Below are 13201 nucleotides of genomic sequence, written 5' to 3'. Positions count from 1 at the left end.
TGCCCGAGGCGTCGGTGCACGGGCCAGCGGCGCACCGGGCGGCGGTGCTGGGCAAACCGATCGCCCATTCGCTCTCCCCGGTGATCCACAATGCCGGGTACGCCGCCGCCGGGTTGACCGGGTGGTCGTACACCCGGATCGAGTGCGCGGCGGCGGAGCTGCCGGCCCTGGTCACCGGCCTGGGCCCGGAGTGGGCCGGGCTGTCGGTGACCATGCCGGGCAAGGAGGCGGCGCTCGCGGTGGCCGCCGAGGTCTCGCCGGTCGCCGCCGCCGTGGGTGCGGCCAACACGTTGGTACGCCGACCCGACGGCACCTGGTACGCCGACAACACCGACGTCAGCGGCATGGTCGAGGTGCTGACCGAGGCGGGCGTACGCCCCGGCGCCACCGTCACCGTGCTCGGCGCGGGCGGTACCGCCCGGGCGGCCCTCGCGGCGGCGGCCCGGCTGCACGCGGCCGCAGTGACCGTGATCGCCCGCCGCCCGGCGGCGCTCGCCGAACTGGAACCGGTCGCGGCGGCGCTCGGCGTGACGATGATCGGCGCACCGTGGCCGGCGGCGGCGTGGTCCGAGGCTTCGGGGCTGGCCGGTGTCGATGTGCTGATCTCCACGGTGCCGAAGGGGGCCGCCGACGAACTTGCCGGCAGGGTGCCCTGGCGAGCCGGCACGGTGGTCTTCGACGCGATCTACGACCCGTGGCCGACCCCGCTGGCCGCCGCCGCCGAAGCCGCCGGCTGCCGGATCGTCTCCGGCCTCGACCTGCTGCTGGCCCAGGCGATCGGCCAGTTCGAGCAGTTCACCGGCGCACCCGCCCCCCGCTCGGCAATGGCCGCCGCCCTCACCGCCGCCACCCGCGCCGGTACCTGATCTCCCGCCGGCCGGCGGCCTTCTCCGGCTCAAGGTGACGGTACCCAACGCGGCGAGGCGTGCCGGAACCCTCGCCGCCCGCGAGCCGCCGCCCGCCCAGCCGCCCCGCTCCGATCGCCGCTCGCCCCACCGCCCGCTCGCCGGCGCCGCCCGCCAGCCGCCGGCACCGCCGGCACCGCTCGCCCCGCGGTCCGCTCCCGGCCGCCGGGGCGATCTGCCGAGATCTTGGACAGAATCCGTTAGCGAATAACGGAAACGTTCCAAGATCTCGTGTGCTGGTGGCGGTGGGTGGCCTCCCGGCTGGACCGGCAGGCGATCCTCACCCGCGACGTGCCGGTGCCGCTGGTGGCGGTGAGCGACGTGATGGTGCTGCGCCGACCGGCAACCCGCCGTGAACTTCATGATCAATGGAGTCGGGTGAGGTGGGGGCGGGGCGGGGGTGGGGTGGGGTGGGGAGGCGTAGGAGTGTCTTAGGTGAGTTTTAAGACGCGCTTAGGTCCTGCCGTCATTCGCACGCTCCGTTGTGTACGCGGATACGCTGCTCAGCGTTATCGTCGAAGACACGAGGAGTATCCGTGACCAGTCGCGGACTGCACCGCATGATCCCGCGTCGTGGCGGCCGGCGTAAGGCCGTGATGCTCGGCGTCATCGGCACCACTGTGGTGCTAGGGCTCGGCGCGACCATGGTGCCGCTGCTCGCCGATGACGGCCTGTCGATCGCGGTGGTGGCCGACACCACCGCCACGGCGGTGCCGCAGGACGGTGACAACAGCGTCAAGACCACGCTCGCGACGTGTCCCGCGCCCTGCGACGGCAACCCGCGTGGCGCCCGCGAGGCGGTGCTGACCTTCCTGGTCACCAAGCTGCCGGCGAACGCGATGAACGTACGGGCCACGCTGCGCGTACACGCCTGGCAGAAGTTCCAGGCGACGGTCACCGCGCACGAGTCCCGACTCGACGCCCGCGCGGCCCGTCCGATGCCGACGCCGCTGGGCGCGGCGCTGGACACGGTCACCGGCGTCGCCAAGGGCTTCAACGAGTGGGATGTCTCGGGCCTGGTCACCGGTAACGGCATCTGGACCCTGTCGCTGGCGCAGGCCGGGTTGGACACCCGGATCTACTGGGCTTCCGGCGAGAACCGTAACCCCGATCTGCGGCCGAGCCTGACGATCAGCTACGACGGCGTGGGTATCCGGCCGCCGTCGGCCTCACCCAGCGTCGCGCCCTCGCCGACGGTCACCGCCAGCCGTCCTCCGGCCTCGCCGACCGTCTCGCCCAGCGTGAGCCCGTCGCCCGCCCGGCCCAGCCCCACCACCACACCGCCGCCACCGGAGTCGGGCAAGTGCGGAACGGTCTCGGCGAAGCTGGTCCCCGGCTGCGGTGCCTGGTGGGGGATGTACTCGCCGACGAACGCCGCCGCCGGATGGGATCACGGCAAGGCCGTCAGTGACGTGGAGAAGCAGGTCGGGCGGAAGTTCGACATCGTCCACCGCTATCACGACTTCTCCAACACCGGCAGCAACGGCGCCTTCCCCGACGAGTTCCAGCAGCAACAGATGCGCGAGGGAAGGCTCATGTTCTTCGCCTGGGAGAGTCGGATCTTCTCCTCGGGTACGGTGCTGACCTGGAAGGACGTCTACAGCGGGCGCTACGACGCGACGATCGACGCGGTCGCCGGACGGATCCGGGCGATCGGCCAGCCGGTCTTCATCGGGTTCGACCACGAGCCGGAGGACGAGCCGGCCAAGGGCAGCGACGCGGACTTCGTCCGGGCCTGGCGGTACGTGCACGACCGGTTCGCCGACGCCAAGGCGGACAACGCCGTCTGGGTGTGGACGATGATGGGCTGGTCCGGTCACTACGACAGGTACGCCGGGCTCTATCCCGGTGACCGCTACGTCGACTGGGTGGCCTGGGACCCGTACAACTTCCACGTCTGCAACGGCAGCACCGTCTGGAAGAGCCCCAGCACCACCATCGGCTCCTTCTACCGGTGGCTCGACCAGAACGGCATCGGCGCGGGCAAGCCCCGGATGCTGGCCGAGTTCGGCACCAACATGAACGCCGCGGATCCGAACGCGAAGCGACGCTGGTTCGAGGAGTTCCCGGCGGCGCTGAAGGCCCATCCGAAGATCAAGGCAGCGGTCTACTTCAACTCGGCCGGCATGACGAAGACCACGAGCACCTGCAACATGATGATGAATCAGAACGCGGCGGCGGTGGCCGGATTCGCCGCCGCAGGACGGGACAGCTACCTGCGGCAACCGACGGGAGGGAGCCGCTGAGCCAAGGTGAGCTGAGCCGCGGAAGCGGGCCGCCGCAGCGACTGTCGGAAATCCGACCGTCGCTGAGGTTGTCCGTTTCCTGATCCACCCTCCGCCCAATCGGCGGATGCCGCCCTCCAGCGTGGACCGGGCACGCTACGTGCATTCTCGTCCACTCTGGAGGCGCAGCGTGCCCAGATACTCCTTGTCGTGGCGTTCCACCCGTCGGCTTCGACTCCCGGCCGCGGCCGTCGCGTTGGTGACCGTCGCGGCCGTGTTTTCCGTGCCCACCGCAGCGGCCGCAGCCGTGGTACCGGTACCCGAGCCGGCCACTCTGGTCTCGACCGATCCGGCCGACCAGACTCCGCACGCCCGCAACGGTGAGGCTCGCGCCTTCGCCGAGATCGGCAACACGGTCTACGTCGGGGGCAGTTTCACGCAGATCCGTCAGACGGCCAGTTCGGCCTGGATCTCCCGCAGCTATCTCTTCGCGTACGACCGCACCACCGGGACGATCTCGACGGCCTTCCTGCCGGTGCTCGACGGCGCGGTCAACTCGCTCATCGCCGGCCCGGGCGGCACCCTGATCGTCGGCGGGGCCTTCAAGAACGTCAACGGCGTGTCCCGCAAGAACCTGGTGGCACTCGAACCGTCCACCGGGATGATCATCGACAGCTGGGCCGGTCGCTCCGACGGCGGCACCGTGCGTGACCTGGTGCTGCACGGCAACTGGCTCTACGTGGCCGGGGCCTTCAACTGGCTCAACGGCACCGCGCACTCCGGGCTGGGCCGGCTGGACGCGACGACCGGCGAGATCGACGCGACCTTCGACATCAACACCAGCGTCGGCCGGCACGGCACCAGCATGTACGCCTGGACCATCGACGTCTCCCCGGACGGCGGCACCCTCGTCGTCGGCGGCAACTTCCTCTACGTCAACGACCTGCCGCGTAACCAGATCGCGCTGGTCGACCTCACGGGCACGCCCAGCGTCATCGACTGGAGCTCGGAGCGGTTCGTCGCGCCGTGCGCCAACCCGGCGACATTCGTGCACTACGTGCAGGACGTACGCTTCGGTGGCGACGGCACCTGGTTCGTCGTCGGCACCAACGGCGGGTCGGGCTGGCCGAGCGCCTACTGCGACGCCCTGGTCCGTTTCGAGACCGCCCACCGGGGCCCCAGCCAGGTCGCCACCTGGGTGAACTTCACCGGTAACGACACCATCACCTCGGTCGAGGTGGCCGACAACATCATCTACCTCGGCGGGCACTTCCGCTGGCTGAACAACCCGAACGCCAGCGACCGGGCCGGCAACGGCGCCATCGACCGGCTGGGCATCGCCGCGGTCACCCCCGCCACCGGCATGCCGGTGAACTGGAACCCGCGCCGCAGCGGCGGCTCCGACCTGCCCTCCGGCGCCAGCTCGTGGGGATCCGCGGTGCCGGTGCTGTGGCGCGGCAGCGCCGGCCTCTACTTCGGACACAACTCGGACGGCATGGGCAACGAGTACCACGGCCGGCTCGGTGTGTTCCCGATCAGCGGTGGGCGCACGATCATCCCGAAGAACCCGCCCACCGGGAGCAGCGGGCACCTCCACCTGAACGTCGGCCCCGGTGAGGTGGCGAAGGTACCGTTCGACGGCAGCACCCTCGACGCCGCCAACGCCACCGTCGTCAGCCAGCCGAACTACACCGACGCGGGCGCGACCTGGCTGGTCGACGACCGGATCTACTGGTCCCACGTGGTTTCCGGCACACCGACCGGCAGCCGGATCGACGTCTCGCTGTTCAACGGCAACACGATCGGTGGTTCCTGGGAGGCGTCCGGCTACAACGACTGGTACAACCCGGCCCTGTTGACCGGAGCGTTCTACCTCGACGGCCGGCTGTACTACACCCGCAGCGGTGCCAACAACCTCTACTACCGCTACTTCGAGATCGACGGCAGCTACCTGGGTGCCACCGAGTTCGTCCTGCCCAGCACGGGCGTGACCTGGTCGGCGGTACGTGGCATGGCCTGGGTGGACGGAAAGATCGTCTACGGGGCGACAAACGGCTCGCTGCGTAGCGTGCCGTTCGATCCGACCCTGGCGCCGACCGCCGCGGTCGACGGCACCGCGTCGACGCTCATCGCGGAAGCCACGCCGGAGCTGACCTGGTCGACCGCGTCGATGTTCTTTTCGGTGCCCTAGCGTTCACCGTTCGTAACGAATCCTCGGTAGTTTGTTCACCTCGGGTCGGCGCGGGGCAACCCGCGCCGACCCGAGGAAGTGGGGAGGCTCGTTGTCCAGCATCCGACGTGGACTCGTCGTGCGTACCGTCTTCGCGGTCAAGCGTGGCTGGTACCGGCTGCGCTACCCGCGCCTGCAACTGGGCGCGGGGGTGGAGATCCGTGGCCGGATCCGGCTGCGTCGCGGGGTGCGGGTCAGCATCGGTGCGCACACCCGCCTGAACAAGTTGGTCCGCTTCGCCGGGCCCGGTGAGGTACGCGTCGGCGTCGACTGTCTGCTCAACGCGACCTGGATCGGCACCTGGACCTCGGTGACCATCGGCGACCGGTGCCTGCTGTCGGACTGCGAACTGCTCGACAACGACTTCCACAACCTGGCCCCCGATCGCCGTCACGACCCGCCCACAGCGGCCACCCGAGCGCCGATCACCGTCGAGGACAACGTGTGGATCGGTGCGCACGCGTTGGTGATGAAGGGGGTGCGGATCGGCCGGGACAGCGTCGTGGGTGCCGCGACGGTGGTCCGCGCCGACGTCCCGCCCGGGGTCGTGGTGATCGGCAATCCACAACAGATAGCGAAGAAGTTCCATGACTGATGCCACGCCCAACGCCTGGACCGGAGACGGCCCAACCACCGCGTCGACCTCCCGCAGCGTCACCATCACCGACGTGGTGCGGGTGCCGCTGCACCGGATCCGGTTGGTCGCGGCGGTGGCCCTCGGTGGACTGCTCGCCGCGGTCGGCTACGTGCTGGTGGCACCGGCCTCGGTGACGGCGAGCGCGGTGGTGGCGGTGCGGCCGGTGGTCACCGACGCCTTCACGCCCAGCGGCGCCGCCGCCGACCGGGCGGTGAACATGAACGTGGAGAGCGGGATCGCCACCGGCACGGAGGTCGTCGGGAAGCTGGCCGCGACCTTCGATTCGGACCAGCGCACGGTACGCGACGCCCTTGAGGTCGAGGTGCCCGCCGGTGGCCAGATCCTGCGCTTCATCTACCAGGCCGGCGACGCCGAACGGGCGGTGGCGGGCGCCAACCTGGCCGCGCAGAGCTACCTGGACATCCGGCGCGGGATGTACGAGAAGCAGCGCGAGGAGATGCTGAACTCGTACGACGAGAGCATCGAGAAGATCGTCGCCCAGCGCAACACCGTGCAGCGCCGGATCAACAACGCCCGGGACGCTGCCGCCGCCGAAGCCGCCGTCGCCGAACTCGGCGGCATCAACAACCAGCTCACCCAGCTCAGCTCCGCCCGGACGGAGATCGCGGCGGTCGACGTGAATCCGGGCTGGGTCACCCGCAGCGCCGAGCAGGCGTTGGCCACCACCGCCGGCAGCTCGTCGATGCTGCTCGCCGGTGGGCTGCTCGGTGGGACGGTGATCGGTCTGGTGCTCGCCTTCCTGTGGGAGTCGGCCGACCGGCGCATTCGCAGCGTGGCCGATGCGCGGGACAGCACCGGCCTGCCGCTGCTGGGCACCGTCCGTCGCGCCCGGCTACGTGGCCGGGCGGTCGACGCCGACATCCGCTACGTGGCGATGGCCGTCGCCGAGCGGGTACGCGAGCCCGCCCGGGTCGCCGTGGTGACCGCCCGGGAGGACGCCACCGCGATCACCGCCGGGCTCGCGGTAGCCCTCGCCGTGGCCGGGCGGGAGGTGTTCGTGGCCGACGACAGCGGCCGGCTCGACCGGCTGCGGTCCACGGTGCTCACCGACCGGGGCCGGTTGCCCGCGGCCATCGACCCGACCCGACCCGCCGTGCCCAAACCCCGCACCGCCCCAACCGACATCGACACCGACGACGGTCCCACCGAGGTCATCACCCGACGTCCCTCCCCACATCCGATCGGCGCCCGAGCCTCGACCGACCCGGAGGCCACCCTCACCCTGCCCCGGGTCGCCAAGACCAGCAGCCGTACCGACAACGGGCGGGTGAGCGGCGACGAGCAGGTGGTGGTGGGCGCCGGCACCGTGCGGTTCGGCACCTGGCGGCAGGGCGCCGACCAGCGTCTCGTGCTCTACAACGCCCCGCCCGCCGAGGCCGACGAGCGGGGCGTGGCGGTGGCCCGGCAGGGCACCGCCGTGGTCGTCGTCGAACGGGACCGCACCCGCCAGGCCGACCTGCGCCGGCTCGCCGAGCGGCTGCGGGCGGCCGGGGTCAACCCGCTCGGGTTCGTGCTGTGCCGCAGCGGGCGGAGCTGAGGCGTGCCGGTCACCCGCGCCCCGGCGACCACCGAGCCGCCCCTACCGGCCAGCGCCGCCGCCCCGCCCCCGCCCGCCGCGCCGCCCCGACTGCCGCTGTGGCCGTTGGCCGCGATGTTCGGGCTGGTCCCGCTCTGGTGGGTGGCCGGCGCCTTCTACCTCGGCTGGCCGCTGCTGGGTGCCGTGCTGTTCACCCTGCTGGCCACCCGGGGGCGGGTGCCGCTGCCGCCCGCCGTGGGGATCTGGCTGCTGTTCCTGGCACTCGTGGTGGCCAGCGCGACCCGGCTGGCGTCCCCGACCTCGCTGCCGACCTTCGTGCTGCGGCTGGCGTTCTACCTCACCGCGCTGGTCGTCGCGGTCTACGTCTACACCGTAGCCCGGGAGCGACCCGACCAGGCTGCCGTGCTGGTGCCGCTGTGCGCGTTCTGGTTCGGACTTGTCGCGCTGGGGTGGCTCGGTGTGCTGGTGCCACGCCTGGAACTGACCACCCCGGTCGAGGCGCTGCTGCCGCCGGGCGTGTCCGGGGTGCCGTTCATCAGCGACATGGTCCATTTGACCACCGCGGAATACAGCGCCCGGTCACTCAACCCGATCTACCGGCCGGCGGCCCCGTACGCGTACACGAACAACTACGGCAGCGCGTACGCGATGACGTTGCCGTGCGTTGTCGCGTACACCATGTTGCGTCGGCGTGGCCTGCTGCGCTGGGCGTTGCTGGCGTCGCTGCCGGTGTCGCTGGTCCCGGCGTTCCTCACGCTCAACCGGGCGATGTTCCTCAGCCTCGGTTTGGGCCTGGCCGTGCTAGGGGTGCGGGCGGCGCTGCGCGGCAACACCCGGGTGGCCGCCTCGATCGGCGGCATGGTGGTGCTCGGTGGCCTCGCCAGCCTGTTCATCCCGGTCGCCGAGCTGATCGGTAATCGGGTCGAATCCAGCGACACAAACACCGACCGGCTGTCGCTCTACGCCGAGGTGCTGCGTCGGGTGGGTGACTCGCCGTGGCTGGGCTACGGCGCGCCGATGGAGGTGGACACCGTCACCGCCGACGCGCCGATCGGCACCCAGGGGCAGTTGTGGATGGTGCTGTTCAGTCACGGCGTACCGGCTCTGCTGTGCTTCCTGGCCTGGTTCGTCGCCGCCGCGCTGATCTGCGCCCGGGCCACCTCGGCGGCCGGGCAGTGGCTCTCCGTCGTCCCGGTGATCTGCCTGGTGCAGGTCCCCTTCTACGGGATGGCCAACCAGAACCTCGCGGTGGCCTTCTTCGCGGTGGCCTTCGCGCTCGCACTCGCCGAACGGGAACGCCGTACCCCGCCGGTCGGGATGCCGCGGCCGACGGCGGTGATGCGGGCATGACGGCGACCACCAGCCCACCGACGGGCGACGGACCCGGGCGTACGCCGAGCACCCTCGCCCCTGCGGCGGGGGCGGTGGACGGCGCGGCCGAAACCCGGCGCAGCACCCGCAGCGGCGTCGCCGGGCTGCTCGGCGCGGCGACCAGCGGGCTGTTCGGTTTCGTGCTCGCGGTGGTCATCACCCGTGGCTACGGCACCACCGGGGCAGGGGCGTTCTTCGCCGCGATCGGCGTGGTGACGGTCGCCGCCGCGATCTGCACCCTCGGCGCGGAGACCGGTCTGATCTGGGCGTTGCCCCGGCGACGGCCCGGCGACGGTGCCCGGGTGCTGCCGGTCGCCCTGACCCCACCGCTGCTGTTCGCCGTGCTGGTCGCGGTGGGTGGCGCGGTTGTCGCCGGGCCGCTCGCCGGCCGACTGCTGGGCCCGGCGGGCGGGCCGCTGCTGGTGGTGACCTTCGCGGCGGTACCCGTGGTGGTCGCGATGAACCTGCTGCTGGCCGTCGTGCGCTGCGTACGCTCGATGCGGTCCTACGTCTCGGTGCAGTTCCTGCTGCTGCCGATCGCCCGTCCGCTGCTGGTCGGTGCGGCGGTACTCGCCGGTGGCGGGCTGCTGGCCGGGATGACCGGCTGGCTGGTGCCCGCCGCCGTGGCGCTGCTGGTCTGCCTGATCCTGGTCGCCGGGCCGCTCGGGATCGGCGCGGGGGCCCGGCTGCGCCCGCAGCGCGGTGACTGGTCCACGTTCTGGCGGTTCGCGCTGCCGCGCGCCGCGTCGGCGGCGATCGACGCGGGCAGCATGTGGATCGGCGTGCTGCTCACCTCGGCCCTGGCCAGCCCGGCCGACGCCGGTGTCTTCGGTGCCGTCGGCCGTTACGTCCTCGCCGGCCAACTCGCCATGCAGGGGCTGCGGGTGGCCGTCGCCCCGCAGCTGTCGCGGCTGCTCGGCCGGGGTGAGCGGGCCGCCGCCGCAGCTGTGCACCGGCAGCTGACCAGCTGGGGGCTGGTCCTCTCCTGGCCGGTGTACCTGCTGCTCGCCGTCTTCGCACCGGCCTTCCTGGCGCTCTTCGGCCCGGAGTTCACCACCGGCGCCGCCGCGATGACGGTGCTCGCCGTGGCGATGCTCGTCAACACCGGGGTCGGCAATGTGCAGAGCCTGCTGCTGATGGGCGGGCGCAGCGGCCTGCACCTGGCCGCGGCGCTGGCCGGGCTGCTGGTCACCGTCGGCGGCGGGCTTGCGCTGATCCCCGACCACGGGGCGACCGGCGCGGCGGTGGCCTGGGCCGCCGGCATCGTGACCGAGAACCTCTGCGCGGCCACCTTCGCCCGGCTGGTGGTGCGCCAGCCCCTGGTGGACGCCCGGATGCTGGCCTCGGCGGCGGCCACAGTGGCCGGGGTCGGGCTGGCGGCGGTGGCCGGGCTGGCGGTGGCCGGCCGAGGCATCGCCGGACTGGTGCTTGCGGTGGCGACGCTCGCCATCGTCTGCGTCGGCTTGTTGACGTTGTCCCGGGTGCGACGCGGCATCCGGGTGACCATGGTGCAGATCCGTGGCGGGTCGCCGGCCGGCGACCCGCCACGGACGTCGAAGGGCAGGTGAGTTCGTCGTGTCGTCCATTCGCGACCGGGTGAAGCAGTTGGTGCCGACCCAGGTGACGAACCGGGTACGGGAAAGCCTCGTCGACTACGGGGTACGCACCAGCGACCGCCGGCCGTTACCGGACTTCCTCATCATCGGCACCAAGCGCGGCGGCACCACCTCGCTGTGGAACTACCTGATCCAGCATCCGTTGGTGCCCCGGCTCTTCCCGGCCTGGAACACGAAGTCCTCGCACTACTTCGAGGAACACTGGCACCGCGGCGAGGCGTGGTACCGCTCGCACTTCCCGACCCTGCGGCAGCGGGAGGCGCTGGAGAACCGCCACGGCGGTCCGGTTCGCGTCGGTGAGGCCGCCCCGCTGTACATGTTCCACCCGCTGGCCGCCGAGCGGGTGTCCGCGCTGATGCCCTCGGTGCGGCTGATCGTGCTGCTACGCGACCCGGTGGAACGGGCCTACTCGCACTGGAAGGAGCGGCGGACCAACGGCGTGGAGCCGCTCGACTTCGCCGCCGCACTGGCCGCCGAGGCGGAGCGCACGGCAGGGGAGCGGGACCGGCTGATCGCCGAACCGAACTATTTCAGCGAGCCCTACGACTGGTACACCTACCGGGCGCGGGGTCGGTACCTGGAACACCTGCAACCGTGGCTGGAGCGCTTCGACCGTAGCCAGATCCTCTTCCTGCCCAGCGAGGAGTTGTACCGCGACGCCCGGGCCACCTACCGGCGCACCCTGGACTTCCTCGGCCTCCCCTCGTTCGACCTGCCAAACTTCAAGGTCTACAACGACCGTCGGTCCGCACCCCTGGAGCCGGCGCTGCGCGCCGAGCTGACCGCGTACTACCGCCCGCACAACGAGGCGTTGCGGCAGCGGCTGGGACTGCGGCTCGACTGGCCGGACCGGGTCGCGTGACCGCCTCGGCCACCACCACGGGCGACCCCCGCAGCCGCGACGACGGGCTGGGCTGGGTCACCCGGGCGGTCTTCTCCGACGCCCGGGTCGCGGTGACCGTGGACGCCGAGCCGCCGGCCGGGCACACCGTCGTGGCCCGGTACGCGGTGGTGCCGTCGGTGGCTCGGGCCCGCTTCCTGCTGCCGTTGGGCTGCCCCCGGGTCGCGGCGGCGGCGCTGCTGTCGTACAACGCCCTGCGCCCGGCGAAGCTGCGGGCGGCGCGGGCGGTGCTCGGTGTGGCGGCGCGGGCCGGCGCGGTGGACCGGGCGCCCTTTCCGGTGCTGACCGTGGCGCTGCCGGTCGGGCTCGACCCGGCGGAGGTGCTGCTCGCCGCGCGGGTCGGTGCCGAACTCGGCGCGCCGGTGCACGCCGCCTGCGGGGTGCGCCCACCGGACCCGAACCACAAGCCGACGCTGCAACTGTTCGACGGCCGGGGCGAGCCGCGCGGGTACGCGAAAATCGGCTGGAACGACGCGACGCGGGCGCTGGTCACCACCGAGGCCGCGGCGCTACGGGAGGTCGCCGGGCTGGCCGGGACAGCCGGTCATCCCGGCACCACCCGCCTGCTCACCGAGTTCGCCTGGGCCGGGCAGGCGGTGGCGGTGGTCGAACCGCTGCCGGCGCGGATCCGTGGGGTGTCCGTCGACACGCCGCCCGACCTGACGGCACTGCTCGCGGTGGCCCGGCGGGGCGGCCCACCGGCGCCGGCCCGGCAACTGGCCGGCTCACCGTTCCTGGCCCGGCTGACCGCGCAGGCGCGGCGCGCCGCCGAAACCGTCGGCGACCGTGTGTCGGCCGCCGTCGCCGACCTGGCTCGCCGGCACGGTGACGTGGCCGTCGAGTTCGGCCACTGGCACGGCGACTGGGTGCCGTGGAACCTCGGCCGGCACGAGGGGGACCTCATCGCCTGGGACTGGGAGCACAGCGGACCGGAGGTACCCGTCGGCTTCGACCTGGCCCACGACGCGTTCCAACGCGCGCTCGTGGCGCGCGGCGAACCGGCCGCCGACGCGGCCCGGCAGGTCGACACCTGGCTCAACCGGCACGGCGACGTGCTGGGGCTGGACCGGGCCCGGCAGCGGCTGGTGGCCGATGCCTACCTGGTGGAGATGTGGCTGCGGACCTGGCGGCTGGCGGACGCCGGTGCCGGCTGGAATCCGGCGCTGCATCCCGCCCTGCTGGACACCATTTCGAACCGACACAGCTGACCGACACGTCAAGCGGACTTGTGGGGAGTCGCGTGGACAACACAAACGAAGGAGCCGACCAGCAGCCGGTGCTGCTGCTGGTCGGGTCGAGCGGAGGGCACCTGGCGCAGTTGCTCGCCCTGCGGCCCTGGTACGAAACCTGGCGACGGTGCTGGGTCACCTTCGACACGCCCGAGGCGCTGTCGCTGCTGGCCGGGGAGGACGTCGTTCCGGCGTACCATCCCACCACCCGCCACCTGGGCAACCTGCTGCGCAACGCGTGGCTGGCCGGCCGGGTGCTGCGTCGGCGGCGGGTCGCCGCGGTGGTCACCACCGGCGCGGGCGTGGCGGTGCCGTTCGTCGTGTTCGCCCGGCTGCGCCGCATCCCGACCGTCTACATCGAGGTCTACGACCGGATCGACACACCGACGCTGACCGCCCGGCTGTGCCGCCCGTTCCTGTCGGCGATGCTCGTGCAGTGGGAGGAGCAGCGCCGCCAGTACCCGGAGGCCACAGTCGTGGGGACGCTGCTGTGAGCGGCGACGCGCCCGGCGACGGGCACCGGGCCACG

Annotated in this window: 10 protein-coding genes and 1 pseudogene; all 11 read left to right on the top strand. The window is 72.2% G+C overall.

The features are described from left to right. Window positions 1–14: 14 nt before the first annotated feature. The 11 genes and pseudogenes from O7624_RS05390 (at window position 15) to O7624_RS05340 (ending at window position 13166) form a co-directional block, all read left to right on the top strand. Window positions 15–866: a shikimate dehydrogenase gene (locus O7624_RS05390; protein WP_282240548.1), complete on the top strand. Its 852-nt coding sequence runs from the start codon at window positions 15–17 to the stop codon at window positions 864–866. 288 nt (window positions 867–1154) lie between these two features. Next, a pseudogene (locus O7624_RS05385) lies at window positions 1155–1244 on the top strand (XRE family transcriptional regulator); the annotation flags it as partial. 197 nt (window positions 1245–1441) lie between these two features. Next, a complete protein-coding gene (locus O7624_RS05380; protein WP_093404385.1) occupies window positions 1442–3151 on the top strand; it encodes a glycosyl hydrolase in 1710 nt (569 codons plus the stop codon). A 184-nt stretch (window positions 3152–3335) separates the two neighbouring features. After that, window positions 3336–5321: a hypothetical protein gene (locus tag O7624_RS05375; RefSeq protein ID WP_282240547.1), complete on the top strand. Its 1986-nt coding sequence runs from the start codon at window positions 3336–3338 to the stop codon at window positions 5319–5321. Window positions 5322–5412: 91 nt separating this feature from the next. Next, entirely contained in the window at window positions 5413–5955 is a 543-nt protein-coding gene (locus O7624_RS05370; RefSeq protein WP_282239163.1) for an acyltransferase, read from the top strand. After that, window positions 5948–7555, top strand: a complete 1608-nt coding sequence (locus O7624_RS05365; RefSeq protein WP_282239162.1) for a lipopolysaccharide biosynthesis protein — start codon at window positions 5948–5950, stop codon at window positions 7553–7555. The genes O7624_RS05370 and O7624_RS05365 overlap by 8 nt, the downstream gene beginning before the upstream one ends. A gap of 114 nt (window positions 7556–7669) precedes the next feature. Then, complete coding sequence (locus O7624_RS05360) at window positions 7670–8905, top strand: O-antigen ligase domain-containing protein (RefSeq protein WP_282240546.1); 1236 nt, start codon at window positions 7670–7672, stop codon at window positions 8903–8905. Continuing rightward, on the top strand, window positions 8902–10494 hold the full coding sequence (locus O7624_RS05355) for a lipopolysaccharide biosynthesis protein (RefSeq protein ID WP_282239161.1): 1593 nt from the start codon (window positions 8902–8904) through the stop codon (window positions 10492–10494). The genes O7624_RS05360 and O7624_RS05355 overlap by 4 nt, the downstream gene beginning before the upstream one ends. Window positions 10495–10501: 7 nt before the next feature. Then, window positions 10502–11404: a sulfotransferase domain-containing protein gene (locus tag O7624_RS05350; RefSeq protein ID WP_282239160.1), complete on the top strand. Its 903-nt coding sequence runs from the start codon at window positions 10502–10504 to the stop codon at window positions 11402–11404. Then, window positions 11401–12651 carry a hypothetical protein gene (locus tag O7624_RS05345; RefSeq protein ID WP_282239159.1) on the top strand — a complete coding sequence of 417 codons (1251 nt, stop codon included), beginning with the start codon at window positions 11401–11403 and terminating at the stop codon, window positions 12649–12651. The genes O7624_RS05350 and O7624_RS05345 overlap by 4 nt, the downstream gene beginning before the upstream one ends. A gap of 32 nt (window positions 12652–12683) precedes the next feature. Further along, the gene (locus O7624_RS05340; RefSeq protein ID WP_282239158.1) at window positions 12684–13166 is read left to right on the top strand and encodes a UDP-N-acetylglucosamine--LPS N-acetylglucosamine transferase; all 483 of its coding nucleotides are present in this window, start codon (window positions 12684–12686) and stop codon (window positions 13164–13166) included. Window positions 13167–13201: the final 35 nt, after the last annotated feature.

Origin of the sequence: Verrucosispora sp. WMMD1129, assembly GCF_029581255.1 — a bacterium.
Lineage (GTDB): Bacteria > Actinomycetota > Actinomycetes > Mycobacteriales > Micromonosporaceae > Micromonospora > Micromonospora sediminimaris.
Note: the sequence above shows the minus strand (reverse complement) of the source record. Positions and strands in the feature narration are given on the sequence as shown.